Origin of the sequence: Bradyrhizobium sp. CB2312, from assembly GCF_029714425.1 — a bacterium.
Classification (GTDB): domain Bacteria; phylum Pseudomonadota; class Alphaproteobacteria; order Rhizobiales; family Xanthobacteraceae; genus Bradyrhizobium.
The window spans coordinates 5,539,843-5,563,220 of the sequence record NZ_CP121668.1 but is presented as its reverse complement, the minus strand read 5'-3'; the positions used below and the strand labels follow the sequence as shown (position 1 = coordinate 5,563,220).

At 64.9% G+C, this 23,378-nt stretch carries 22 protein-coding genes; 11 read left to right on the top strand and 11 right to left on the bottom strand.

Annotation, left to right across the window (positions count from 1 at the left end; genetic code table 11):
* Positions 1 to 21: 21 nt before the first annotated feature.
* Positions 22 to 1,155, top strand: a complete 1,134-nt coding sequence (locus QA642_RS27375) for a PepSY-associated TM helix domain-containing protein (RefSeq protein WP_283079628.1) — start codon at positions 22 to 24, stop codon at positions 1,153 to 1,155.
* Between the two features lie 54 nt (positions 1,156 to 1,209).
* Here the strand turns inward: QA642_RS27375 and ppx are convergent, their stop codons facing one another.
* From ppx to QA642_RS27355, 4 genes are all read right to left on the bottom strand, one after another.
* A complete protein-coding gene (gene ppx, locus QA642_RS27370) occupies positions 1,210 to 2,712 on the bottom strand; it encodes an exopolyphosphatase (RefSeq protein ID WP_283079627.1) in 1,503 nt (500 codons plus the stop codon).
* A 15-nt stretch (positions 2,713 to 2,727) separates the two neighbouring features.
* Positions 2,728 to 4,917, bottom strand: coding sequence for an RNA degradosome polyphosphate kinase (locus QA642_RS27365; protein WP_283079626.1), 2,190 nt, complete (start codon positions 4,915 to 4,917; stop codon positions 2,728 to 2,730).
* A gap of 188 nt (positions 4,918 to 5,105) precedes the next feature.
* Entirely contained in the window at positions 5,106 to 5,783 is a 678-nt protein-coding gene (locus tag QA642_RS27360; RefSeq protein ID WP_283079625.1) for a DnaA/Hda family protein, read from the bottom strand.
* 93 nt (positions 5,784 to 5,876) lie between these two features.
* Positions 5,877 to 6,419, bottom strand: a complete 543-nt coding sequence (locus QA642_RS27355; RefSeq protein WP_283079624.1) for a CDP-alcohol phosphatidyltransferase family protein — start codon at positions 6,417 to 6,419, stop codon at positions 5,877 to 5,879.
* 156 nt (positions 6,420 to 6,575) lie between these two features.
* Here QA642_RS27355 and purM point away from each other — a divergent pair, with 156 nt between their 5' ends.
* Positions 6,576 to 7,649 carry a phosphoribosylformylglycinamidine cyclo-ligase gene (gene purM / locus QA642_RS27350; protein ID WP_283079623.1) on the top strand — a complete coding sequence of 358 codons (1,074 nt, stop codon included), beginning with the start codon at positions 6,576 to 6,578 and terminating at the stop codon, positions 7,647 to 7,649.
* The gene (gene purN, locus QA642_RS27345) at positions 7,649 to 8,302 is read left to right on the top strand and encodes a phosphoribosylglycinamide formyltransferase (RefSeq protein ID WP_283079622.1); all 654 of its coding nucleotides are present in this window, start codon (positions 7,649 to 7,651) and stop codon (positions 8,300 to 8,302) included. The genes purM and purN overlap by 1 nt, the downstream gene beginning before the upstream one ends.
* A 90-nt stretch (positions 8,303 to 8,392) precedes the next feature.
* On the opposite strand, the gene QA642_RS27340 is transcribed toward purN, so the two are convergent.
* The gene (locus QA642_RS27340; RefSeq protein ID WP_008551638.1) at positions 8,393 to 8,599 is read right to left on the bottom strand and encodes a cold-shock protein; all 207 of its coding nucleotides are present in this window, start codon (positions 8,597 to 8,599) and stop codon (positions 8,393 to 8,395) included.
* A 380-nt stretch (positions 8,600 to 8,979) separates the two neighbouring features.
* Here QA642_RS27340 and QA642_RS27335 point away from each other — a divergent pair, with 380 nt between their 5' ends.
* Positions 8,980 to 10,191, top strand: coding sequence for an autotransporter outer membrane beta-barrel domain-containing protein (locus QA642_RS27335; protein ID WP_283079621.1), 1,212 nt, complete (start codon positions 8,980 to 8,982; stop codon positions 10,189 to 10,191).
* 17 nt (positions 10,192 to 10,208) lie between these two features.
* Here QA642_RS27335 and QA642_RS27330 read toward each other — a convergent pair whose 3' ends face one another.
* Positions 10,209 to 11,249, bottom strand: coding sequence for a LysR family transcriptional regulator (locus QA642_RS27330; RefSeq protein ID WP_283079620.1), 1,041 nt, complete (start codon positions 11,247 to 11,249; stop codon positions 10,209 to 10,211).
* A gap of 72 nt (positions 11,250 to 11,321) precedes the next feature.
* On the opposite strand from QA642_RS27330, the gene QA642_RS27325 reads away from it, so the two are divergent.
* The 4 genes from QA642_RS27325 to QA642_RS27310 are packed head-to-tail and all read left to right on the top strand — an operon-like array spanning position 11,322 to position 13,333.
* On the top strand, positions 11,322 to 11,939 hold the full coding sequence (locus QA642_RS27325; RefSeq protein ID WP_283079619.1) for a hypothetical protein: 618 nt from the start codon (positions 11,322 to 11,324) through the stop codon (positions 11,937 to 11,939).
* A complete protein-coding gene (locus QA642_RS27320) occupies positions 11,926 to 12,546 on the top strand; it encodes a GNAT family N-acetyltransferase (protein ID WP_283079618.1) in 621 nt (206 codons plus the stop codon). The genes QA642_RS27325 and QA642_RS27320 overlap by 14 nt, the downstream gene beginning before the upstream one ends.
* A 25-nt stretch (positions 12,547 to 12,571) precedes the next feature.
* The gene (locus QA642_RS27315) at positions 12,572 to 13,135 is read left to right on the top strand and encodes an isochorismatase family protein (protein WP_283079617.1); all 564 of its coding nucleotides are present in this window, start codon (positions 12,572 to 12,574) and stop codon (positions 13,133 to 13,135) included.
* A gap of 30 nt (positions 13,136 to 13,165) precedes the next feature.
* Positions 13,166 to 13,333 (top strand): hypothetical protein, encoded by a 168-nt coding sequence (locus QA642_RS27310; protein WP_283079616.1) that lies wholly within the window; start codon positions 13,166 to 13,168, stop codon positions 13,331 to 13,333.
* A gap of 11 nt (positions 13,334 to 13,344) precedes the next feature.
* Here the strand turns inward: QA642_RS27310 and QA642_RS27305 are convergent, their stop codons facing one another.
* Positions 13,345 to 14,940 carry an FAD-dependent monooxygenase gene (locus tag QA642_RS27305; RefSeq protein WP_349253796.1) on the bottom strand — a complete coding sequence of 532 codons (1,596 nt, stop codon included), beginning with the start codon at positions 14,938 to 14,940 and terminating at the stop codon, positions 13,345 to 13,347.
* 97 nt (positions 14,941 to 15,037) lie between these two features.
* Complete coding sequence (locus tag QA642_RS27300) at positions 15,038 to 15,754, bottom strand: IclR family transcriptional regulator (protein WP_283079615.1); 717 nt, start codon at positions 15,752 to 15,754, stop codon at positions 15,038 to 15,040.
* Positions 15,755 to 15,944: 190 nt separating this feature from the next.
* On the opposite strand from QA642_RS27300, the gene QA642_RS27295 reads away from it, so the two are divergent.
* Together QA642_RS27295 and QA642_RS27290 are read left to right on the top strand one after the other, a co-directional pair.
* Entirely contained in the window at positions 15,945 to 17,285 is a 1,341-nt protein-coding gene (locus tag QA642_RS27295) for an MFS transporter (RefSeq protein ID WP_283079614.1), read from the top strand.
* A 189-nt stretch (positions 17,286 to 17,474) separates the two neighbouring features.
* Complete coding sequence (locus QA642_RS27290) at positions 17,475 to 18,857, top strand: aspartate aminotransferase family protein (protein ID WP_283079613.1); 1,383 nt, start codon at positions 17,475 to 17,477, stop codon at positions 18,855 to 18,857.
* 131 nt (positions 18,858 to 18,988) lie between these two features.
* On the opposite strand, the gene rnd is transcribed toward QA642_RS27290, so the two are convergent.
* Positions 18,989 to 20,137 (bottom strand): ribonuclease D, encoded by a 1,149-nt coding sequence (gene rnd, locus QA642_RS27285; RefSeq protein WP_283079612.1) that lies wholly within the window; start codon positions 20,135 to 20,137, stop codon positions 18,989 to 18,991.
* 354 nt (positions 20,138 to 20,491) lie between these two features.
* A complete protein-coding gene (locus tag QA642_RS27280) occupies positions 20,492 to 21,391 on the bottom strand; it encodes a LysR family transcriptional regulator (RefSeq protein ID WP_283079611.1) in 900 nt (299 codons plus the stop codon).
* Positions 21,392 to 21,494: 103 nt separating this feature from the next.
* Between QA642_RS27280 and QA642_RS27275 the strand changes: the two genes are divergently transcribed.
* Complete coding sequence (locus tag QA642_RS27275) at positions 21,495 to 22,484, top strand: zinc-dependent alcohol dehydrogenase family protein (RefSeq protein ID WP_283079610.1); 990 nt, start codon at positions 21,495 to 21,497, stop codon at positions 22,482 to 22,484.
* Between the two features lie 32 nt (positions 22,485 to 22,516).
* On the opposite strand, the gene QA642_RS27270 is transcribed toward QA642_RS27275, so the two are convergent.
* The gene (locus QA642_RS27270; protein ID WP_283079609.1) at positions 22,517 to 23,251 is read right to left on the bottom strand and encodes a FadR/GntR family transcriptional regulator; all 735 of its coding nucleotides are present in this window, start codon (positions 23,249 to 23,251) and stop codon (positions 22,517 to 22,519) included.
* Between the last annotated feature and the right edge of the window lie 127 nt (positions 23,252 to 23,378).

Below are 23,378 nucleotides of genomic sequence, written 5' to 3'. Positions count from 1 at the left end.
CGGCTCGGCTTGACGCGTACAATGACGATGTCGCGGGGCCGGAACCTCGCCGGACGCGCGCGGCGGGGGCTTCTGTGGACTCATCGGTGGCTCGGACTGGCCGGCGGCATCGTCGTCGTGCTGATCGGCCTCACGGGAAGCTTCATCGTCTTCTATCGCGAAATCGACGCCGCTCTGAACCCGGCGCTTTACACGCCCGCGACCCCCGAACAAAGCGTTGTGTTGAGCGAGGTGATCCGCGCTGCCGCGGCGGCGGATGCCGCGCCGATTTCCACGATCCTCGTTCCGGATCGGACCTGGCCGGTATGGATCGTCATACATGCGCACGAAACCCAGAGAGGTCATTATCCAAATCGTTGGACGACCATGGTCGATCCATCAAACGGGAAGGTGCTGGGGCGGCGTGACTATATCAACGCGTTCGCGCTCAAGGTCTATCGTCTCCACTATACGCTGCTGCTCTACGAGTGGTGGGGCAGGGAATTGGTCGGCGTGGCCGGATTCATGCTGCTGGGCTTGACGGCGTCGGGCTTATTCCTGTGGTGGCCGAAGCCGGGTCGGTTCTGCCGATCGATATCGATCCGCAGGGACGTGTCGCTGCTGCGATTTGTCTTCGACGTTCATGGCGCTGCCGGCTTTTGGGCGCTGTTCGTGCTCCTGGGACTCTCGGTCACCGGCATCGGCCTCGTTTTTCCGGACGTGGTGCGTCCCATCGTCAGCGTTCTGTCGCAACCGACGCCTGATCCCTCGCCACGGATCGCAGCGCCCCCTCCCGCCGGGATACCGCTGCTCTCTCCCGATGCGATCATGCGACGCGCACAGGAGGCCAAGCCGGGCAGGGCGGTCGCCATGCTGTCCCCGCCAGGCGAAGCGCGAAACACGTGGCGCGTGCAGTTCCGCCCGGAGGGAGCTGATCCCGCCGTGCGGACGCGAGGGGCGATCTGGCTCGATCCATGGAGTGGCGCGGTGGTGCACGATCGCACGTTCGATGCCATGTCGCTGGGCGACCGCTACGTGGCCGAACAGCTCTGGCTCCACAATGGCGCGACGTTTGGATTCGCGGGGCGCCTGCTGGTTTTCGCAGCTGGATTCGCGCCACTCGCGCTGTTCGTCAGCGGCTTGATCATGTGGCTCAAACGACGTTCCGGGAGATGAGGACCGGCTAAATTGGATGTGAGCTTTTGAGGCCCCACATCGCGCTTTAGTCTGTCACCGCCGCACAATCGAGCCGTTGCGGCCGATCAGGCGGGCGAGCTGGCGGAAGCGGCTGCCGACGCGGTCGGCGACGAGGTCGACGAGCCGGTGCTCGAACACCAGCATCAGGTTGCGGCCCTGGCTGCGGAAATGCGTGGCCGGCAGCACGCCGGGCCGTGCCGCGGAGATCAGATGAGCGACGCGGAACGCCGCGCCGAGCAGGCGGGCGCGTTCGAGTTGGGCCGGCGTGAGCAGCTCCTGCATCGTGGCCGGAGGCTGGTTCTCTTCGCTGAGGCCCGCATAGCGATAGAACACGGACAGGCCGACGAAGGCGCGCTCGGTGTGGGTGACGGCGCCGAAATTGGCGTTGACGACGAGGCTGAGCGTCTGCTCGCCGCGATGGTCCGGATGCACGCGCCAGCCGATGTCGGAGAGCAGGCACGCGGTGTGGCGCAGGCGGCGGTCTTCCGGAGTCTCGCGCAGCTTCACCACCCGCACCAGGATATCGGTCCAGGCGATCAGCTCGCGGGCATGCTTCGCCGAACGTGACAGCAGCTGGTTCAGCTCCTCGGCCGCGCAGATCAGCCCGTCCTTGTTGCGCTCGGTTTCCGTCAGCTTCTCGTGCAACAGGCCCTCGCGCACGCCGAAAGTCGAGAACACGATGGTCTTGGGCTTTGCAACGCGGATGATGTGCTCGAGCACCAGCGCTGCATAGGTGAGGAGCGGGCGGCGAGCGTCGGCGACGACCTCGATGTCGGCGAGCATGCCGGTGGCGGCAAGGCGGCGCAGACGGCGCGAGAAGTCGAGCGCTTCAGCCGCGGGAATTGAATAGCCGTGCATCACCTGAAGCGGATAGCCGCTCTGGATGATGTGGATGCGCGCGAGCGCGCGCCAGGTGCCACCGACGGCGTAGAAGGTGCGGCCGCGGCCGGCGGTGAGCTGCGGCACATCGTCGATCTCCTCGCGCACGATGCGGTCGGCGCGCTTGAGCGATTTGTGCGCGAGGTCCTGCAGCGCGAGACCGCCGAGCGGCAGCGTCACGCCGCTGCGCACGCTGTTCCGGCGCACGTCGATCAGTTCGAGCGAGCCGCCGCCGAGATCGCCGACGATGCCGTCGGGATGATGGATGCCCGAGATCACGCCGAGCGCCGACAGCCGCGCCTCGCGCGGGCCGGACAGGATCTCGATCTTCACCGCGCAGATGCGTTCGGCTTTCGCGATGAAGTCGGGGCCGTTGGAGGCGTCGCGGCAGGCCGCGGTCGCGATCGCGAACACGCGGCCGACCTGCATCACCCGGCAGAGCGCGCGGAACCGCTTCAGCGAGGTCAGCGCCTTGTCGACGGCGTCGGGCGCGAGCAGGCCGGTGCTCTGCACCTCGCGCCCGAGGCCGCACAGCGTCTTCTCGTTGAAGATCGGGAGGAGGCTCCGCGTCAGCCCCTCGTAGACGACGAGACGGACCGAGTTGGAGCCGATGTCGATGACCGCGACGCTCGAGCCGCGCTTGCGCGGCCGCTTCACGTCGACGGTCCCGGATCAGGACTGATGACGTTCATTACGGCGCGTGAGGCGGCGCGGCGAGGATTCCTTGAGCGACTTTCCACGGCCAGACAGACTCGGATTTGTCATGAAGTAGTTGTGCACGTTGAAAGGCTCCTCGCCCTTCGCGGCCTTCATACGCGTTGAGGACCCGTCCGGCAACAACTGCCAGCTTTGCTCATTGTCCTTCAGGTTGGCGACCATGATCTGTTCGAGAACCTGCTGATGCACCGTGGGATTTTGCAGCGGACACAGCACCTCGACGCGGCGGTCGAGGTTGCGCGGCATCATGTCGGCGGACGAGATATACACAGCAGCTTTGGCGCTCGGCAGGCCCTGGCCCATGCCGAAGCAGTAGATTCGGCCGTGTTCCAGGAAGCGTCCGATGATCGACTTCACGCGGATGTTCTCCGACAGGCCGGGGATGCCGGGCCTGAGGCAGCAGATGCCGCGCACCACGAGCTCGACCTGCACGCCGGCCTGTGACGCCTCATAGAGCGCGTCGATGATGTCGGGGTCGACCAGCGCATTCATCTTCATCCAGACCGCGCCGGGACGGCCGTGCTGGGCATGCGCGGTCTCGCCCTGGATGTGCTCGATGATGCGCTTGCGCAAGGTCAGCGGCGATACCGCCATCTTCTCCAGATCGCTCGGTGCGGCATAGCCGGTAATGAAGTTGAACACGCGCGCGGCGTCACGGCCGATGGTCGGATCGGAGGTGAAGTAGGAGAGGTCGGTGTAAATACGCGCGGTGACCGGATGGTAGTTGCCGGTGCCGGTGTGGACGTAGGTGGTGAGGCTGCCGCCCTCGCGGCGGACCACCATCGAGAGTTTTGCGTGCGTCTTCAGTTCGAGGAAGCCGTAGACGACCTGCACGCCAGCGCGCTCGAGGTCGCGCGCCCAGCGGATGTTGGCTTCCTCGTCGAACCGCGCCTTCAATTCGATCAGCGCGGTGACGGACTTGCCGGCTTCGGCGGCCTCGGCAAGCGCGCGCACGATCGGCGAATTGTTGGAGGTGCGGTACAGCGTCTGCTTGATCGCGACGACGTCAGGATCGCGCGCGGCCTGCTGCAGGAACTGCACGACGACATCGAAAGATTCGTAAGGGTGGTGGACGATGAGGTCTTTCTGGCGGATCGCCGCGAAGATGTCGCCGCCATGCTCGCGTACGCGCTCGGGATGGCGCGGCACGTAAGGGGTGAATTCGAGGTCGGGCCGGTCGAGGCGGGTGAGCTGCGAGAGCTCGTTCATGGCGAGCACGCCGTCGACGAGGAACACCTCGTCATCGGCAGCCGACAGCGCGTGCTGCACGAAGCTGCGCAGCTCCTCGGGCATCTTGGCGTCGATCTCGAGCCGGATCACCGATCCGCGGCGGCGGCGCTTCAGCGCGGTCTCGAACAGGCGGACGAGGTCTTCGGCCTCTTCCTCGATTTCGAGCTCGGAGTCGCGGATGATGCGGAAGGCGCCCTGGCCGTGCAGATTGTAGCCGGGGAACAGGCGGTTGATGAACAGGCCGGTCGCCTGCTCCAGCGAGATCAGCCGCATCTTGCCCTCGGCCGGCAGTCGGATGAAGCGGTCGATCTTGCCGGGCATGCGGATCAGCGCGTTCATCTGCTTGCCGTCGGCCTCGCGCGTGAGCTGGAGCGCGATGGTGAAGCCGAGGCTCGGAATGAACGGGAAGGGGTGGGCCGGGTCGATCGCGAGCGGCGTCAACAGCGGGAACACGTTGTTGAGGAAGTAGTCCTCGATCCAGGTCCGTTCCGCCTTGGTGACGTCCTTGCCGTCGACCAGCACGATTCCGACATCGGCCAGCGTGCCGCGCAGGTCGCGCCAGATCGCCTGCTGGTCGGAGGCGAGCCGGGAGACGGTGCGGTTGATCAGCGCGAGCTGCTCGGACGGCGTCAGGCCGTCGGGCGCGCGTTCGGCAATGCCCTCGCGCACCTGGGCCTTGATGCCGGCGACGCGGACCATGAAGAACTCGTCGAGGTTATTCGCCGATATCGACAGGAATCGCACCCGCTCCAGCACGGGGTGGCTGGGATTGACCGATTCCTCCAGGACGCGGCGGTTGAAATGCAGCCAGGACAGCTCGCGATTGATGAACCGCTCGGGGCTGGTGGCGATCGCCGGCAGGCCGTCGACCTCGGATGCTTTTTCTTTAATTTCAACGGCTTGCGCTGATTCCATGAGAAGTCGGTCCATCCAGTTCGCCCTACCTTGCGACTTATGCGCAAAAACCGGCGGGAGCATGTGTTAGTGCGATGACGTTTCGATGACATTGATGTTCCGCCGCCGCGCCGCGTCAAGCGGCCAAGGGTGGCACGGGCCAAGGGTGGCAGGGGCGGCCAAGGGCGGGCAAGGGCGGCCGGCGGTCCTCAGGCGTCCCGCAGCAGCTCGGCGGCCAGCGCCCTTGTGACGGGACGGCCGAGCCGCAGGGCCTCGCTGTCGAGCAGCTCTACGGCTTGCCGCGCGGCGGCCGAGGACCGCTCCAGACGGGTGGCGAGATAGCCGACCACGCTCTCGTCCACGGTGAGCTGGCGGTCGGCGCAGAATTTGACGAGCAGGCCGCGGAAGAGCTGGTCGTCGGGAGGGAACAGCGAGATGACGGGAACGGCGCGCAGGCGCGAGCGCAGGTCGCGCAGCTCGATCTCGAGCGATGCCGGCACCTCGCGTCCGGTGAATAGGACGTAGGCGCCGTCCTCGCGGGCGAGGTTCATCAGATGGAAGAGGGCGCGCTCGTCAAACTCCCCGGCCTTGAGATCCTCGACCACCAGCGCGCCGGTGGCGAGCGCGCCCGGGACGCCTGCGGCGGTCAGCGCATTGGCCGTGGTCGAGCGGGCGCCCGATACCTCGGCCCAGATCGCGGCGAGGTGGCTCTTGCCGCTGCCTTCGGGACCTGCCAGCCACATGATCCGGTTCGACCATTCCGGCCAGCTGTCGATCAAGGCGAGACCGGCGGCATTCGCAGGGCCTTCGAGGAAATTGTCCCGGCTAAGGCTCTCCGCATGCGGAAGCGAAAACGCCAATTGTCGGGGATGAACGCGGCCTGCCACGCTTGCTTTGCTCCATGCCGGCGCGCCGGCTGTGTTTGACGAGATTCGACTTCATCGGGTGGGAGTTGGCCTTTTGCGGGGCCGTCTCCCAACTCACTTGGCCTCGATCGTGCTCATGTGCCTCAGCCACTCGACGAGGTAGAGCGACACCGAGGAGAGCGTGAAGACCGTGACGAGGCCCATCAGGACGATGTCATAGGGCGCCGGCTTGAAGCCGAAGGCAAGGGCGGCCAGCACCAGGGCTGCGTAGGAGACCTGGGCCGCTGTGTTTAGCTTGGATACTTTCGACGGCTTCATCTCGACGGGCTTGTCGAACAGCCAGGATACGATCACGGCCGCGACGATCATGATGTCGCGCGACACCACCAGAATCACGATCCAGCGCGGGATGTCGCCCCAGATGCCGAGCGCGAGGTAGATCGACACCAGCAGCGCCTTGTCGGCGAGCGGGTCGAGCAGGGCACCGAGCTCGCTCGTCATGTTGAAGCGCTTGGCCAGGAAGCCGTCGACGGCGTCGCTGATGCCGGCAATCAGGAAGACGGCGAATGCCACCTCCATTTGGCTCGACACGATGGCCCAGACGATGATCGGGACCAGCATGATGCGGCCCAGGGTAATGATGTTCGGAATACTCACGCGGCGCTTCCCGGCACCCGGTCTGACCTCGAATCCGGCCCCCAGGGAGGCTGAACCGGTTGATATCTCTACATAGTATAGGGCGGGGCGCTACGCTTGCCATTGCGCGTCCCCGGAATTCGACGTAACCAGCCGCAAACCCACTGGAAATCGGGCATGACCGACCGCAAAAACGGCCTCACTTACGCCGATTCAGGCGTCGATATCGACGCGGGCAACCGCTTGGTCGACCTGATCAAGCCGATGGTGCGCGCCACCGCGCGGCCCGGCGCCGACGCCGAGATCGGCGGCTTCGGCGGCCTGTTCGACCTCAAGGCGGCCGGTTTCAAGGACCCGGTCCTGGTCGCCGCCACCGACGGCGTCGGAACCAAGGTCAAGATCGCGATCGAGACCGGCCTGCATGGCGGCATCGGCATCGACCTCGTCGCCATGAGCGTCAACGACCTCGTGGTGCAGGGCGCGGAGCCCCTGTTCTTCCTCGACTATTTCGCCTGCGGCAAGCTCGATCCGGAGGCCACGGCCTCGATCGTCGCCGGTGTCGCCGAAGGCTGCCGGGAGTCCGGCTGCGCCCTGATCGGCGGTGAGACCGCCGAGATGCCCGGCCTCTACAAGGACGGCGATTACGACCTCGGCGGCTTTGCCGTCGGCGCCGCCGAGCGCGGCACGCTGCTGCCGCGCAAGGACATTACGGCGGGGGACGCGGTGATTGGCCTTGCCTCGTCGGGCGTGCACTCCAACGGCTTTTCGCTGGTGCGCAAGATCGTGGAACAATCCGGCCTCGGCTTCGAGACGCCGGCGCCGTTCGCGCCCGTGATGACGCTCGGCGGCGCGCTGCTGACGCCAACGAAGCTCTACGTCAAATCCTGTCTGCGCGCGATCCGCGAGACCGGCGCGGTGAAGGGGCTTGCCCACATCACCGGCGGCGGTTTCACCGACAACATTCCGCGCGTGCTGCCGAAGGATCTTGGCGTCGGCATCGACCTCGCGCGCCTGCCGGTACTACCGGTGTTCAAATGGCTGGCCGCACAGGCCGGCATCGCCGAGTTAGAGATGCTGCGCACCTTCAATTGCGGCATCGGCATGATCGCGATCGTCGAGCCTGACAAGGTCGACGAGGTCGTGCGGGTCTTCACCGATGCCGGCGAGACCGTGGCGCAGCTCGGCACCGTGATCCCGGCCGAGGGCGAGCATCGCGTCGTCTATAACGGCCATCTCGACCTGGCACTGTGATGAAGCGCCGTGTCGCCATCCTGATCTCCGGCCGCGGCTCCAACATGGCCGCGCTGATCAGGGCCGCCAGCGCGCCGGATTTCCCCGCGGAGATCGCGCTCGTGATCTCGAACAAGGCCGACGCCCTCGGGCTCGAACGGGCCAAGGCGGCCGGCGTGAACACGCTGGTGATCGAGAGCAAGCCGTTCGGCAAGGACCGCGCCGGCTTCGAGAAGGTGCTGCAGGCCGCGCTCGACCAGCACGGCATCGAGCTGATCTGTCTCGGCGGCTTCATGCGCCTGTTCACGGCCGAGTTCACCAAGGCCTGGTACGGGCGGATGCTCAACATCCATCCTTCGCTGCTGCCGTCCTTCCCCGGCCTCGATCCGCACGGTCAGGCCCTGCGCGCCGGCGTAAAACTGTCTGGCGCGACGGTGCATTTCGTGATCCCCGAGACCGATGCCGGCCCGATCGTGATGCAGGGCGCGGTACCCGTCAGCGACCACGACACTGCGGACACGCTGTCGGAGCGCATCCTCGAGGTCGAGCACCGCATCTATCCCGAAGCGCTGCGGCTGCTCGCAACCGGCAAGGTCCGGATCGAGGGCGATGTCTGCAAGACCGCGGGAAGCTCTGCGTCGGAGAACTTTTTGGTTGCGCCGGTGGTGGGCTGAAGCGCGAGTCGCGTTTTGTCGCCCCAAATAAAATCCCCCGGCAGAGCCGGGGGCAACGTCATGATCTCTCACGCTAGGCTTTGAGAGACATCAGGAGACCTTGAGGTTCTCCGCGGATGACTTGCCGCGGTTCTCCACGAGGTCGTATTCAACCACCTGGTTTTCGTTGAGGGTCGAGAGTCCGGCGCGCTCGACGGCGGAGATGTGGACGAACACGTCCTTATCGCCGCCGTTCGGCTTGATGAACCCATAGCCCTTGGTCGGGTTGAACCATTTGACGGTGCCCTTTTGCGGCATCCTCAGTCTCCTCCACTAGATACAAAAAAGACGCGGCCGCTGTTTCGCGTGCCACGCCACAAACGGGCTTCCGGAAGTCTGTTCGAGTCTTGAGTCTCAATGTCGCGAAACGCACAGCCGAGCGGCCAATTCCGATTGTGTCCAATATTGCAACATGAAAATCGCCCGTTAGCAAGCCGCGTGCGATTTTCAAGAGCGGTCCGGCTATCTGAAGCCGCTATTTCGAACCTGTGGCAGCGGAACCACAATCGAGAGCAATGCCTCGCGACGACGTTGCCTTTCGGTTGACCCTCCGCGGCAGTTCGGCGCAAATCGTGCGATGCGCCGCACATCGTGTTGCATATTTGCGCGCTGCCATTTTGCTTTTGGGATGAACCGTCATGCGCTGCATCTCGCAGCCCTCCGGGACACGGCAGACACTCAGCGTGAACCGTGTCCGCCGGGTCGCTGCGGCGGTCTCCAAGACCCTTGCCAAGACCCTTGCCAAGACCCTTGCCAAGACCCTTGCGGCCATGGCTGTTGCGCTGGTCATGATGATGTCGGCGGCGCCCGTCTTCGCGCAAAGTCCGACACCCACTCCGACCCCGACGCCTACGCCTACGCCGTCGCCGACCCCTGTCCCGATGCCCACCTCGATCAACTACGATCAGTCGGCCGGCAACAGCATGCTCAATCTTGGTTCGGGATTTCTGGAGCGACTGGGCAACCAGGCCTCCAATGGCTTTGACCGCGCGTTCCGCACCAATCCCGGTGGTGGCGGCGCATCCGTGAGCACGGAAGATCCGCGCTACCGCACCTGGGTCGAGGGCTACGGCATTTCCGTCCGCACCGATGCGCAAGGCGACTTCGTCGGCGACAAGCGCAAGACCCTCGGAGGCGTTGCCGGCTTCGGCGCGCGGGTTGCGCCGGGCGTCAATCTCGGCTTCTCCGTCGACCAGAGCCACACCGATATCGACGTGCCGCTCGCGCTCCAGTCCGCAACGCTGGACCTGACGCAACTCGGCTTCAACGGCTCGGTCGACAAGGGACCATGGACCTGGGCCTTCGCGTTGGTGCACGGCTTCGGCAAGGTCCACTCCAGCCGTGATACCGGCTTCGGCTTTGCGACCGCGGGCTATCGCGCAGCCGTCGATGGCGCGCTGACCGAGATCAGCTATTACTGGATCAAGGACCAGATGCGCATCGTGCCCAAGGGCGCGGTCGAATATGTACGCGCGACCAGTGCGTCGTTCCAGGAGGCTGGCGGGCTCGATCCGCTCAGTGTCGGTTCCACCACGCTCTCACGCGCGCGCGTGTTGGTCGGCGCCGAGATCGGCCGCTACTTCATCTTCGACCAGAAGATCCTGGACCTGTCCGCCTACGGCAAGTTCGTCGACAATTTCCACCAGGACCTTGGATCGATCCAGGTCAGCCTGGGCACACAGAGCATCATCGTCCCCGGTATCGGCGAGAGCCGTTACGGCATGGACGCCGGCGCCTCGGCCTCACTCAGCCTGACCAACACGGCGCGGCTCTATGTCAATTACGACGGCAAGTTCCGCAACGAGCTGACGTCGCACCAGGGCACGGCCGGCTTCGAATATCGCTGGTAAGCTCGATCGCGCTGGCGTTACGTCGGCGTCGCCGCGACGTAACCGCTCAACCCAAACCCCTCGCGCACGGCGGTCATCATCGGCACCAGCGCGTTCGGGTGGATGAACTCGTCGCGGAAGCAGGGATAGGTCCTCGGATCGAAGATCCTCTTCAGCCAGTCGACCACGATCTTGTGGCGCTCGGAGCTGCGGAATTCCCGGTGATAGGTGAGCCAGAGATCGGCGTGGTGGCTGACGCCGAGATCGACGGCAACGAGCGGTGCGCCGAGCGCGATCGAGACGGTCGGCAGGAAGCCGATGCCGGCGCCGCGTTCGACCGCATAGAGCGCGCCGACGGATGAATTGGTCTTGATGCCGACGATGCCTTCGAGCGAGGTCAGTCCGAGAATGCGGGCATAGGCGCTGTCGTCGATTTGCGGAGCGGTCTGCTTGACGATGCGATGGTTCTTCAAGTCGGCGAGCGTTGCCGGCACGCCGTAGAGGTTCTCGTATTCCCTGGAGACGAAGGGATAGATGTGCAGACGGCCGAGCTTGGTGACGATCAGATCGGGATTGGTCGGCGGCTCGAGCTGGATCGCGATATCGGATTCAAGCCGCGCCACGTCGGCCTGCTCCATCGCACAGCGCAAGTCGACCGTGATCTTGTGATAGGTCTTCTGGAAATCGATCAGCCGCGGCAGGATCCAGAAATTGCCGGGGCCTTCCGTCACCGCGACGCGCACGGTGCCCGCGGTGTCGTTCGACGAGCGCGAGGCGCGGCGGAAGACGTTGAAGGCGTGGCGCTCCATGTGCGCGACGTCGGCGATCATCGCGGTGCCTTCGTCGCTGAGCGTCAGTCCGCTCTGGTCGCGCAGGAACAGCTTGCAGCCGATGCTCTCCTCGAGCCGGTCGATCCTGCGCATCAAGGTGGTGGACGTGAGGCCGAGCTCCTCGGCCGCGTTGCGAAAACTTTTATATTTTGCGCACGCTAAAAACAGCTTCAAATCGTCCCAGGATGCATCCAGGGCTTCTTCACGGTGCTGCATCATCGCAGCACCCCGGTGCAATAACTGCTGCATACTCCTGATCCCCAACCGCTAAGCTCAACGTCGTAGCGGGGCGCTGAAGGCTTCGAACGATAGTGGGACGACATGAGTATGGAAAGGGGCTCGTTTGCCGCAAGGCATGATTTCGATGCGCTGCCGCAAAGCCCGGACGTGGATGTCCGGTGCGCGCAATTTTCCGAAATTGCGACGCTTTCGGAGATGGCGCATCGGCTGGTGCCGGGTGTAGAGATCGGCGCGGCGGAGCTTGCGAGATATCTCACCTTCGATCCCCAGAGCATCATGACGTTCAGCCGCAAGGGCAAATTGCTCGGCGGCATGGCCTTCCTGTTTCTCAATGAGCGCGGGCACGATGCTCTGCTGCTCGACGAGATTTGCCTGACCGCGCCCGAGACCCACTATCTCGCCTCACCAAGGCAAGACGTTGCTGCCATCTACATCTGGGCGATCGCGGCGAGGGGCCGCGGCATCGCCGGTCTCGGCAAGACTGCGGCTCATTTGCGACAGCTAAGGTTTCGCAACGCCGATTGCTATGCGCAGCCGTCAACCGTGGCCGGCCGCGACATCATGAGGGCGACGGGATTCGAGCCCGTCCCGAGCTTCCAACCCGACCTCTGGTGCTACCAGCGCCCCTGGAACAGGCAGCCGATGCGCATGCCGGGCGCGATCGTTCACGCAAGGAGTTTTGCACATGCACGGTACTAGGATTCCTCTCGCCAAGCCCGACTCCCGCGCCATCACCATCCGTCTCGCGCGTGACCCGAACGATCTCATGCTGGTCACCGCCATCCGCTCCGCGGTTTATCTCGCCGAGCAGGATTGTCCGTTCGAGGAGGAGTTCGACGGCAACGACATGGTTGCCGCGCATTTCATCGGCTATGTCGGCAACGAGCCTGCGGGCTGCCTGCGGGTTCGCTTCTTCGGCGATTTCGCCAAGGTGGAGCGGCTCGCGGTGCGGCACCAATATCGGCGCTCGCGCGTCTCGTTCAAGCTGGTGCAGGCGAGCGTGGACTATGTGAAGCGCAAGGGGTTCCGCAAGATTTACGGCCAGGCGCAGGACCGGCTGGTCGATTTCTGGGCCCATTTCGGCGCCAAGCCGCTCGGCCATAACCGCAAGATCACGTTCTCCGATTTCTCCTACACGGAGATGCTGCTGGAGATCGAGCCGGGCCCGGATGCCATCACGCTGGACAGCGATCCCTATGTGATCATCCGCCCCGAGGGCGATTGGGACCGGCCGGGCGTGCTCGATGCATCCGCGGGGCGGGCAGTGACCTCGCCGCTGCGGGACCTCGCACTCGCTGATCGCTGAAACTGGTGCAGTTGTGCGCAACAATATGCTGGTCTCTGTTGACGATGATCCGCCGATCCTGATCTGCGCGGATCTCCAGGTCGAATATCTGACCCCCGGGCGACGCCATCTCATCCGTGACGGCGATGCCGCCACTGCGCGCTGCCTGGAACTGCTCACATTGTGGCGCAACAATCTCAAGCCGGTGATGCATCTGAAGCGGATCGCGCAGGCGGCCTGGTTCAATCCGGCATCGAGGCTGACCGATTGGATCGAGGAAGCGAAGCCGCGGCCGGGCGAGATGACGTTCGAGCATCCGCTGCCCTCGGCCTACAGCTCCTCGCGGTTCGTGGACTACATGTCCAATATCCGCAATGTGCGCTGCATCCTGATCGGCTTTTCGTTCGACGAAACTATCCTGGCCACCGCCATCGACGGGTTTCACCGCAGCCATCGCTATCAGGTGATCGGCGATGCCGTGGCCTGCCGACAGGCGGGCACGGGCGATGCCGCCGCCTACAAGCATGCGGTGGTGAATGTCGTCGGAAATTTTGCTACAGTTCATTCCAGCGCCGACCTGATCAGAGCCAGCGGCGCCGTCGCGGTGTAGGCGGCCGCGATCGGCGGATGGGGTGAGACATTGTCACGGGGAGACGAGCTCAAGGAGCTGGCGAGCGACCTGTCGCGTGCCGCCGAGCGGGCGCGCCGGCTTGGCCTGCCGACGACTGTCTATCTGCTCTCGATGGCAGTCGTCGAGGTGAGGGAGGCCGCTGTCGCCGATGACGGGGATGACGACAACGCGGCTTGAGGTTTACCTCCTCACGCGCCGCCGATTGCGCGTTGCAGGATGTAAGACGCGTCGGTGCCGTCGCCGTCGCCCGCATAGGCGACGAACTGGTCGGGGCGGACCAGGATTTGCCGCGCCGCGTATTTCTCCCGTCCGCCAGAGGCAGTGTCCTTGATCACCTTCAGCGGAATATGAAGTCGTCCTGCGGCTTGCTCGAATGCTGTCGCAGCTGTGCCGTCCGCGAGGTCAATCAGGGTGAACCCGTTGCCCAGTTCCTCGAACACGTTCTTGCCTGACGACAGGGGCTGCGGGGTGAGATGGTGACCTGCGCGCGCGGGATAGGCATGCGAGCCGATCGCGCTGCAGATGGCTCCAGCCGGGCCGAAGACGATCGATGACCCCTCGTAGTTCGGCTCGAAGGCGTTGACCTCGGCGCGCGCGCCGGAGTGGCGCCCGTGCCAGGCGACCTCGAAATCGCTGCGATCTCGCGCCGGATCATGCCGGCGAAGAAAATCACGGTCGCGGAAGATCGGCGTCTCGATGAAGTCACGCGCGGTGGACGCAAACACCGGCCGCCGCTCCGCATCATAGCTGTCGAGCAGACCGGCGGGCGCCCAGCCTTGCAACATGGCGGCGAGCTTCCACGCCAGATTCACGGCGTCTTCGAAGCCGGTATTGATCCCGTAGCCGCCATAGGGCGGATGGCTGTGCGCTGCGTCTCCCGCGACGAAGACGCGGCCCGCACGATAGCTGTCGGCGAGCGTGAAGCGTAGATCCCAGAATCCGATGTGCTCGAATTCGACGTCGAATTCAGCTCCGGCGGCCTCGTGCAGGAGGCGGCGGAAATCGAAATTGTCGGCCGTGGTCTCTGCGGGAACGGGGGCGTGAAAGAACCAGGTGCTCCCGAGATCGACCCGGCCGAAGAACTTCCAATAGCCCTCGAGCTCCGGATGCAGCACGCTGTAAAACGACTTGCCGGGAAAGGCCGCGAGCAGCCGATGCAATTCGACGGAGCGAAACACCAGCAGCACCATCAGCCGATCGTGGTCGGAGCGGGTCTGCGTAATGCCTGCGCGTTCGCGCACGATCGATCGGCTGCCATCACAGCCGACGACGTAGTCGGCGCGCAGGCTCTGTTTCGCGCCGTCGCGATGCTCGATGTCGAGACTTACGCCGCCGGCGTCGGGCCGGACGTCCCGGCAGGTCCAGCCGTATCGCAGGTCGATGGAGGAGAGCTGTGCCGCGCGTTGCCGCAGCACGGCTTCGGTCGCGTATTGCGGCAGGCGTTCGTTGTCGGTGAAATAGAACGGGCGCACGAGTTCGCGCTGCAGCCAATCGTAATTGTAGCCGCTGAGCAACGTGCCATAGCTGGTCATTCCGCCGATGCCGTAATCGGGAGGAATGGTGCGAGCTTCGCGCAGGGCGCTTTCGGCGCCCCAGAAATGGAAATGCTCCATCGTTCGCTGGGTGAGGTTTTGACCCTTTGGGATCGGTTTGGGCCGTTCGTGGCGCTCGACCACGATGGTCTTGATGCCGCGCAGGCCGAGGCCGATCGCCAGACCCATCCCGACTGGTCCGCCGCCGACGATTACGACGGGCGCATCACTGTCCGCTGAAGCCTGCCTCACATCGTTTCCCCAGGTTGTCATCGCGCGAGGCGCGATCGTCCGTCCTCATGGGACGCCCCAGGAAACACGTCAAGTATAATCTCGTATAATGAGATTATTATGGGTCACTGTCGGTCATCAAGGATATCTGCCGGGCGGCTTCCCGGACCTCGGCGCTGATGCGATCGATCAACTCGCCTTTGGTATCCTGGCCCGCGATCGTGATGCACAGGCTGGCGACCGGGTAACTTGCATCGAGGATCGGGGCCGCTATCCCAATCGCGCCCGGCGTCACTTCGCCGAAGGCGACAGCGACGCCGGCGCGGCGCACACGCTTCAGGGTTGCCAGAATTTCGTCAGGCGTGCCGCCGGCACCGACGCTGCGCAGATCGGCCGCGTAGCGCGTCACGAGCGGCATCACGCGTTGCCTGGGCAGGAAGGCCATGATCGAGCGTGCAATCGCGCCGCGTCCCATCGCCATCGGCCGGCCGCGCGAATAGCTGCTCACGGGATTCACCGCGGACGCGATCGAGGCTACGCACAGCATCTTTTCGCCATACCACCGCACGACCAGGGCGGTGCAGGGATGCATGGCCGACAGGCGTTCCAGATGCGGCGTGGCGGCCGCGATCAGCGGATCGGAACGGCGGCTGAGATAATCCATCTCGACCACGCGCGGGCCGAGTGCGAACCGCCCGCCGCGCATCGGCATGACGAACCCGCTCTCCTTCAGGCTCTTCAGATAGCGGTACAATGTCGGCCTGGAGTAGCCGAGCTCCTTCATGAGCTCGTCCGGCGACCATTGCGGCCGTGCCTCCGTGAAGAGATCGAGCACGGCAAGGACTCGATCCTGACTGTTTGCTTTGACCAAGTGGGGCTAGATCCAGCTTCGCGTGTTCGCCGTGTTAGCGCATTCGCGCGGGCCCCAAAACGGCGGCAGCTGCACGACTTGCCTTCATAGTAATCTCATTATAAGAGATTTTGAGAAGAAAAATAGTGCAGGGGCTGCCGGGGAGGGGTTTGGCATGGCTGTGACAGCTGCAGATGAGGTCGTGCCAGGCACGATCGACGCGATCGACGTTCCGGCCTTTGTCGATGCTCAGCCGGTTGGAGCCTTTCAGATCCGGGCTCTGCTGGTCTGCGCCGCCGTGCTGTTCATCGACGGCTTCGACACCCAGGCCATCGGCTACGTCGCCCCTGCGGTCGCGCAGGAATGGAAGCTGGCACGCGGGAGCCTTGGACCGGTGTTCAGCGCGGGGCTTTTGGGCCTCATGATCGGTGCCCTCGTCTTCGGGCCAATGGCCGACAGGATCGGCCGCCGACGCATCATCCTTGCGAGTACGCTGGTGTTCGGCATCGGGACGTTGCTCACGGTGTTTGCGACGGACACGACCTGGCTGATCGCGTTGCGCGTCCTGACCGGCCTTGGGCTTGGCGGTGCGATGCCCAACGCCGTTGCCCTGACCTCCGAATTCAGCCCGCATCGCCGCCGCGCCACGCTCGTGATGATCATGTTCGCAGGCTTTTCGATTGGTGCGGCGCTGGGCGGGTTGCTGGCGGCCGCACTGATTCCGGCCTTCGGTTGGCGTTCGGTGTTTCTCGTCGGGGGCCTCGGGCCGCTGCTGCTGCTTCCTTTCCTGTTCAAGGCGTTGCCGGAGTCGATCCGCTTCCTGGCGATGATCGGCGGCCGCGACCGGGAGGTGGCCGACCTGCTCCAGAAGGTGGTTCCGGGCGCCTCGTTCCCGGCGAGTGCCAGCTTCGTCGTGCAGGAGCCCAGGCTCACGGGACTGCCTGTTGCGCATCTGTTTGCAGAGGGGCGTGGATCGGTGACGCTTCTGCTCTGGATCGTCTTCTTCATGAGCCTGCTCGACCTTTACCTCCTGTCGAACTGGCTCCCCACGGTGCTGAACGACCTCGGAGTCTCGGTTTCGGCGGCGGCCGCGATCGGCTCGATGCTGCAGGTCGGTGGCGTCGTCGGCAGTTTCACGCTCGGCCATTTCATCGATCGCTTTTCGTTTCGCGCGTTGGCGCTGACCTATTTGGTCGCCGCGGTCGCGGTCGCGGCCGTCGGCATGGCAAGTCATTCGATCGTTCTGGTCACGATCGCCATCTTCGCGTCTGGCTTCTGCATCGTGGGGGGACAGATCGCCTCGAACGCGCTCACGGCGACCTTCTATCCGACGGCGATCAGATCGACCGGCGTCGGATGGGCGCTCGGCATCGGCCGCATTGGTTCAATCCTGGGGCCTCTGATCGGCGGCCTGATGCTGGCCCGCGACATGGGACCGCAGCCGCTGTTCGGCGCCGCAGCCGTTCCGGCGCTGATCGCGGCAGCTGCGGCTTTCGTCCTGGCGCGGCGGGGCTAGGCGAGGGGGCGTGCAGGCTGCCGATGCGCCAGCTTTCCTGCAACGCTCATGTGCGCTTGTTGCCAACGAAATGACGTTGCAAGTTGCGGCCTGCCGCAATAGCCAAGATGTCGACGCTTTCTTTGGACAAGCTCGCTTGGACTGGTCTGCGTCATGACGCCAGTGACGCACCGTTGAGGAAGCACGCAAATGTCCATGCTGCCGAATTCGCAAGAGGCCCGGGATGTGGCCTACCAGCTCCATCCCTACACCAATGCGCGTACCCATCAGCAGGCCGGTCCCCTGGTGATCGAACGCGGCGAGGGGCCTTACGTGTTCGATGCGGCGGGCAAGCGCTATTTCGAGGCGATGGCCGGCCTGTGGAGCGTCGGGCTCGGCTTCAACGAGAAGCGGCTGGTCGAGGCCGCGCACAAGCAGATGCAGGCGCTGCCGTTCTACCACACCTTCTCCGCCAAATCGCACGGACCCTCGATCGACCTCGCCGAGAAGCTGGTCGCACTCGCGCCTGTCCCAATGAGCAAGGTGTTCTTCACCAATTCCGGCTCGGAGGCCAACGACACCGTCCTGAAGCTGATCGCCTATCGCTCCAATGCGCTCGGCCAGCCGCAGCGCAAGAAGGTGATCAGCCGGATGCGCGCCTATCACGGCGTCACCATTGCGTCGGCCAGTCTCACGGGCCTGCCGAACAACCACCGCTCGTTCGACCTGCCGCTGCCGAACATCCTGCACACCGGCTCGCCGCATTTCTACAAGGACGGTGCGCCCGGCGAGAGCGAGGAAGCGTTCGCCACGCGCCGGGCCGAGGAGCTCGACGCGCTGATCCAGAAGGAAGGGCCGGACACGATCGCGGCCTTCTTCGGCGAGCCGGTGATGGGCGCGGGCGGCGTCATCGTTCCGCCGGCGACCTATTGGGACAAGATCCAGGCCGTTCTGAAGAAGTACGACATCCTTCTGGTCGCGGACGAAGTGATCTGCGGCTTCGGCCGCACCGGCAAGATGTTCGGCTGCGAGACCTACGGCATCAAGCCGGATGCGATCGTGGTCTCCAAGCAGATCACCTCGAGCTACTTTCCGTTGTCGGCGATCATCCTCAACGACCGCATGTTCGAGCCGATCGCGGACGAGAGCAACAAGATCGGCGTGCTCGGCCACGGCTTCACCGCAGGCGGTCATCCGGTCGGCTCGGCGATCGCGCTTGAAAACCTCAAGATCATCGAGGAGCGCGGCCTGGTCGCACATGCCGCCGAGCTCGGCGGCTATATGCAGGGCCGCTTACGCGAGCTCGCGAGCCACCCGCTGGTCGGCGAGGTCCGTGGCGTCGGCATGATCGCAGCACTCGAGCTCGTGCTGGACAAGGGCCGCAAGACGGCAGCGGCGACGCCCGGCGCGGTCGGCGGCATTGCCAGCCGCATGCTCCAGGAACGCGGCGTGATCTCCCGCAACATGCTGGACGCCATCGCCATCTGCCCGCCGCTGATCACCACGAAGGGCCAGATCGACGAGCTGGTCGCTGCGATATCAGGCGTGCTTGACGATACGAAAGGCGAAGTGGCGAAGCTGACGCCGGCGTAGGGCTCGCTGCTGCGTCAAATTCCGTCATTGCGAGCGCGGCGAAGCAATCCAGAATCCCTCCTCGGAAACGGTCTGGATTGCTTCGTCGCAAGAGCTCCTCGCAATGACGATGGAGAGAGCGGAGCGAGCGTCTACGCCCGCTGAACCCCGACCACGCGGCCTTTCTCGATCGCCAGCGCCAGCTCGCCGCGCTTGAGCTTCAGGGCGGCCTCGCCGAACAGCTCGCGGCGCCAGCCGCGCAAGGCGGGGACGTCGGCCTCGTCGCTGGCTGCGATCTCCTCGAGATCGTCGACGGTGGCGATCACCTTGCTGGCGACCGCATGGCGCTCCGCGGTCATGCGCAGCAGCACCTTCAACAGCTCGACGATCGCCGCGCCGTTGTTGTTGTTGCGCGGTTTCTCCAGCTTCGGCAGCGCCGAGAAATCCCGCGCCAGGCCACGCTCGACCGCGGCGACGATGTCCGCGCCCCATTTGGATTTCTCAAAACCCTTCGGCACCGAGCGCAGATGGGCGAGCTTCTCCAGCGAGTTCGGCGCGTGGGTGGCAATGTCGCTGATGGCTTCATCCCGCAGCACGCGGCCGCGCGGCACGTCGCGGCTCTGCGCCTCCTGCTCGCGCCAGGCCGCGACCTCCATCAGGACGGCGAGGTCCTTCGGCTTGCGCACGCGCGTCTTCAGCCGCTCCCAGGCGCGCTCGGGGTGGAAGTCGTAGGTGCGGGGCGAGGTCAAGACTTCCATCTCGATCGAGACCCATTCGCTGCGGCGGCGCTTCTTCAGGTCGGCGTCGAGCGCGGCGAAGACGTCGCGCAAATGCGTGACGTCGGACACCGCGTAGTGCATCTGCTCCTTGCTGAGCGGCCGGCGCGACCAGTCGGTGAAGCGGTGGGTCTTGTCCGGGCGGTGGCCGGTGACCTTCTCGACCAGCTGGTCGTAGGCGATGCTGTCGCCGTAGCCGAGCACCATGGCGGCGACCTGGGTGTCGAACACCGGATGCGGGATGATATTGGCCTGATGCCAGATGATCTCGATGTCCTGGCGAGCGGCGTGGAATACCTTCAGCACGCTCTCATTGGCCATCAGCTCGAAGAACGGCTTGAGGTCGATGCCCTCGGCCAGGGTGTCGATGACCACGGCCTCCTCGGCGCTGGCCATCTGCACCACGCACAGCAGCGGGTAATAGGTGGTCTCGCGCAGGAACTCGGTATCGACGGTTATAACGGGGTGCTTGGCGAGGCGGCTGCAGGCAGCCGCGAGGTCAGCGGTGGTGGTAATTAAATCCATGAACGACCCATGACACGTGCCATCAGCCGTTCTGCCGAAAGTGCTGTGATGTCAAGGGGCTCTAAGCGAATTCGAGCCTTGCATCGGGCCGAAATCGGCCCTTTCGCGGAAAATTCCTATTCGTAGCGGATCCGGTGCGAGGATTTGCGGGCGCAGGGCAGTGCCACCACGACCACGCACATGGCGACCAGCGCCAGCCCCAGGAACTCGAAAACCAACAGATCCACGGCGAAATCTCCAGAAACATTGATAGATTTGTCGGGGGTGCGTTGACGGTCTGTTAATTCTCGTGGTTACCGGCGGCGGGCCGGGCCGGATGGTGGACGAGAGGTTAACGGGGGCCTTCAGCTCGCTTCACGCCATGAGTTTCGGCAAGGCCGCGGCGAGCGCGTCCACGGCGACGCGGACTTTTGGGGACAGGCGGGGCGAACGGGGCCACACGGCGTGGCAGTCGTAAAGAAACTCGCCCTGGCCGGCGAACAGGGTGACCAGCGCGCCAGTGTTGAGGCGTTCACGGACCAGCCAATAGGGCAGCCAGGCGAGCCCCATGCCCTGCGCGGCGGCATCGGCAATCGCTTCCATGTCATCGAGCCTCAGCCGGCCTGACGGCATGATCTCGCGTGGCGGCTGGCCCTGTTGCGGGAACAACCACGGCCGGACGCGTCCGGAGCGGCGGTAGATGATCGCCTGGTGCGCGGCGAGATCGTCGATCGATTTCGGCTTGCCGTTGTTGCGCAAATACGAGCGCGCGCCGCACACCACCATGCGCTGGCCCCCGATGCGACGCGTGATCAGCCCGGACTGGTCGTCGAGATCGCCGGTCCGGATCGCAAGATCATAGCCGGCCTCGATGATATCTGCGATCGGATCGCCAAAGGAGAGGTCGAGTTCGAGACGCGGATATTTCCGCGCGAGCTTCATCAAGAGCGGCGCGATGCAGTGCCGTCCCAGCAGGGCCGGCATGGTCACGCGCAGCCTGCCGCGCGGCTCGGACAAGTCATCGGCAACGGCGGCATCGGCTGCCTCCGCCTCGCTGAGCACGGCACGGCAGCGCTCGTAATAGGCCTGGCCCGCGTCGGTCAGGCTCTGGCGCCGCGTGGTGCGGTTGAGCAGGCGCGTGCCGAGGCGCTCCTCGAGGAATCGCACATGCTTGCCGACCATCGGCCCCGATATCTCCAGGGCGTCGGCCGCGGCGGCGAACGAGCCGAGATCGACGGCCCGAACGAACACGGCCATGCTGGTCAGGCGGTCCATGATTGAAAACTCCTGGTTTCGACTGTTCGCTTGTTCAGGCGATTTATCTGCTTCCGCGGGGTCGGCATAGCTCCATTCAGTTCAACTGTTTTGGAGTGTGCCCATGGCTCGCGTCGTTCGCTTTCATCATCATGGCGGCCCTGAGGTGCTGCGCATCGAGACTGTCGACGTTCCGCCGCCGGCAAGGGGTGAAGTTCAGATCCGGGTCAGGGCGCTTGGCCTCAACCGTGCGGAAGCGCTGTTGCGGAGAGGGACCTATATCGAGACCGCGGTATTTCCATCGGGGCTGGGACTGGAGGCGGCCGGCATCGTCGAGGCGATCGGGGACGACGTCACCGGCTTCGTGCCGGGCGACATCGTCAGCATCGTGCCGCCGCTGTCGATGGTGCGATGGCCGGCCTATGCCGAGCTCGCGACGTTCCCGGCCGAGCTCGTCGTGAAGCATCCGCCCGAGCTCGGCTTCGAGACGGCCGCCGCGATGTGGATGCAGTATCTGACGGCCTACGGTGCGCTGGTCGATATCGCCGGGCTCGGGCGAGGGGACGTCGTCGCCATCACGGCGGCGTCGAGCAGTGTCGCCCTCGCGGCCATCCAGATCGCGAACCGGATCGGCGCTGTCCCGGTCGCGCTGACGCGGACCTCGGCCAAGCGGGTTGCTTTGCGCGAGGCCGGCGCCGCGCACGTGATCGCCTCGGACGAGGAGGACATCGAAGCACAGCTGGCGGCGATCGCCGGTCCAAACGGCGTCCGCGCGGTCTTTGACGCTGTCGGCGGGCCCGCGTTCGAGCCGCTGACCGCGGCGATGTCGCCGGGCGGCGTGCTGATCGAGTACGGCGGGCTGAGCCCCGAGCCGACGCCGTTTCCGCTCTTCCACGTGTTGACCAAGAGCCTGGTGTTACGCGGCTATCTCGTCCACGAGATCATCCGAGACCCGGTGCGCCTTGCGCGGGCAAAGGCGTTCATTCTCGACGGGCTGTCGGATGGCTCGCTGAACCCGATCATCGCCAGAACGTTCCGCTTCGAGGAGATCGTCGAGGCGCATCGCTTCCTGGAGTCGAACGAGCAATTCGGCAAGATCGTAGTGACGATCTGAGATCGTGGTGACGATCTGAGTTCGCGCGGCGATCAGCCTCCCTCGAAGATCCTCTTTCGCGCGTTCTCGATATGCGTGCGCATGGCACGACGCGCGCCTTCTTCGTCTTCAGCCTCGATGGCCTCGAACACGCGGCGGTGCTCCTGCTGGCCTCTGAGGATGCGGCCGCGCGGCTGAATGAGCGAGAGGTTGCGGTTCAGGTTGACGCCGATCGCGATCTGCTCCCGTAGCGAGGTCAGCGTCTCGACAAAGAACCGGTTGCCGCTCGCCTCGGCGATGGTGCGGTGGAACAGCAGGTCCTCCTCGACGCCGAGGCCGCCCTCGCGCCCCTGCGCGACCATCGTGTCGAGCTTGGTCAGGACCTGCTGGATCCGGCGCAGACCTTGCCTGTCGCGGTTGCGCGCGGCGAGGGCGGCGGCATCGCCCTCGACGGCCATGCGGAAGACGAAGCAGCGCTGGATGTCCGGGATGCTGCTGACGGGCGCGAATTCGAAGGCATTGGCGGCTGGGCGCCGGGTCACGAACCAGCCCGCGCCCTGGCGTGATGCGATCAGCCCGTCATCGCGCAGTCGCGTCAGCGCCTCGCGAACGACGGGACGCGAGACGCCGAGAAGTTCAGCAAGGCCGTTTTCCGGCGGCAGCCGGCAGTTCACGGGAAGGATGCCGATCGCGATCTGGCCCAGTACGTGGTCGTAGATCCGGTCGCTCAATCGTCCGGTCGAGGAGGAGAGCGGCAACTCCGCGGATTTCATCGCAGGCTTTTTCAACTCCGGCTCCGCCAGACAAGTTTTTGACATCTCAGTTCGCGCATCGAGGCGCTTGGCCGCAGTTCGAAGCCGCTGCAGAACAGGCGACTTGACAACCAGCAATAATTTCGTCGATGCTCGCCTTACA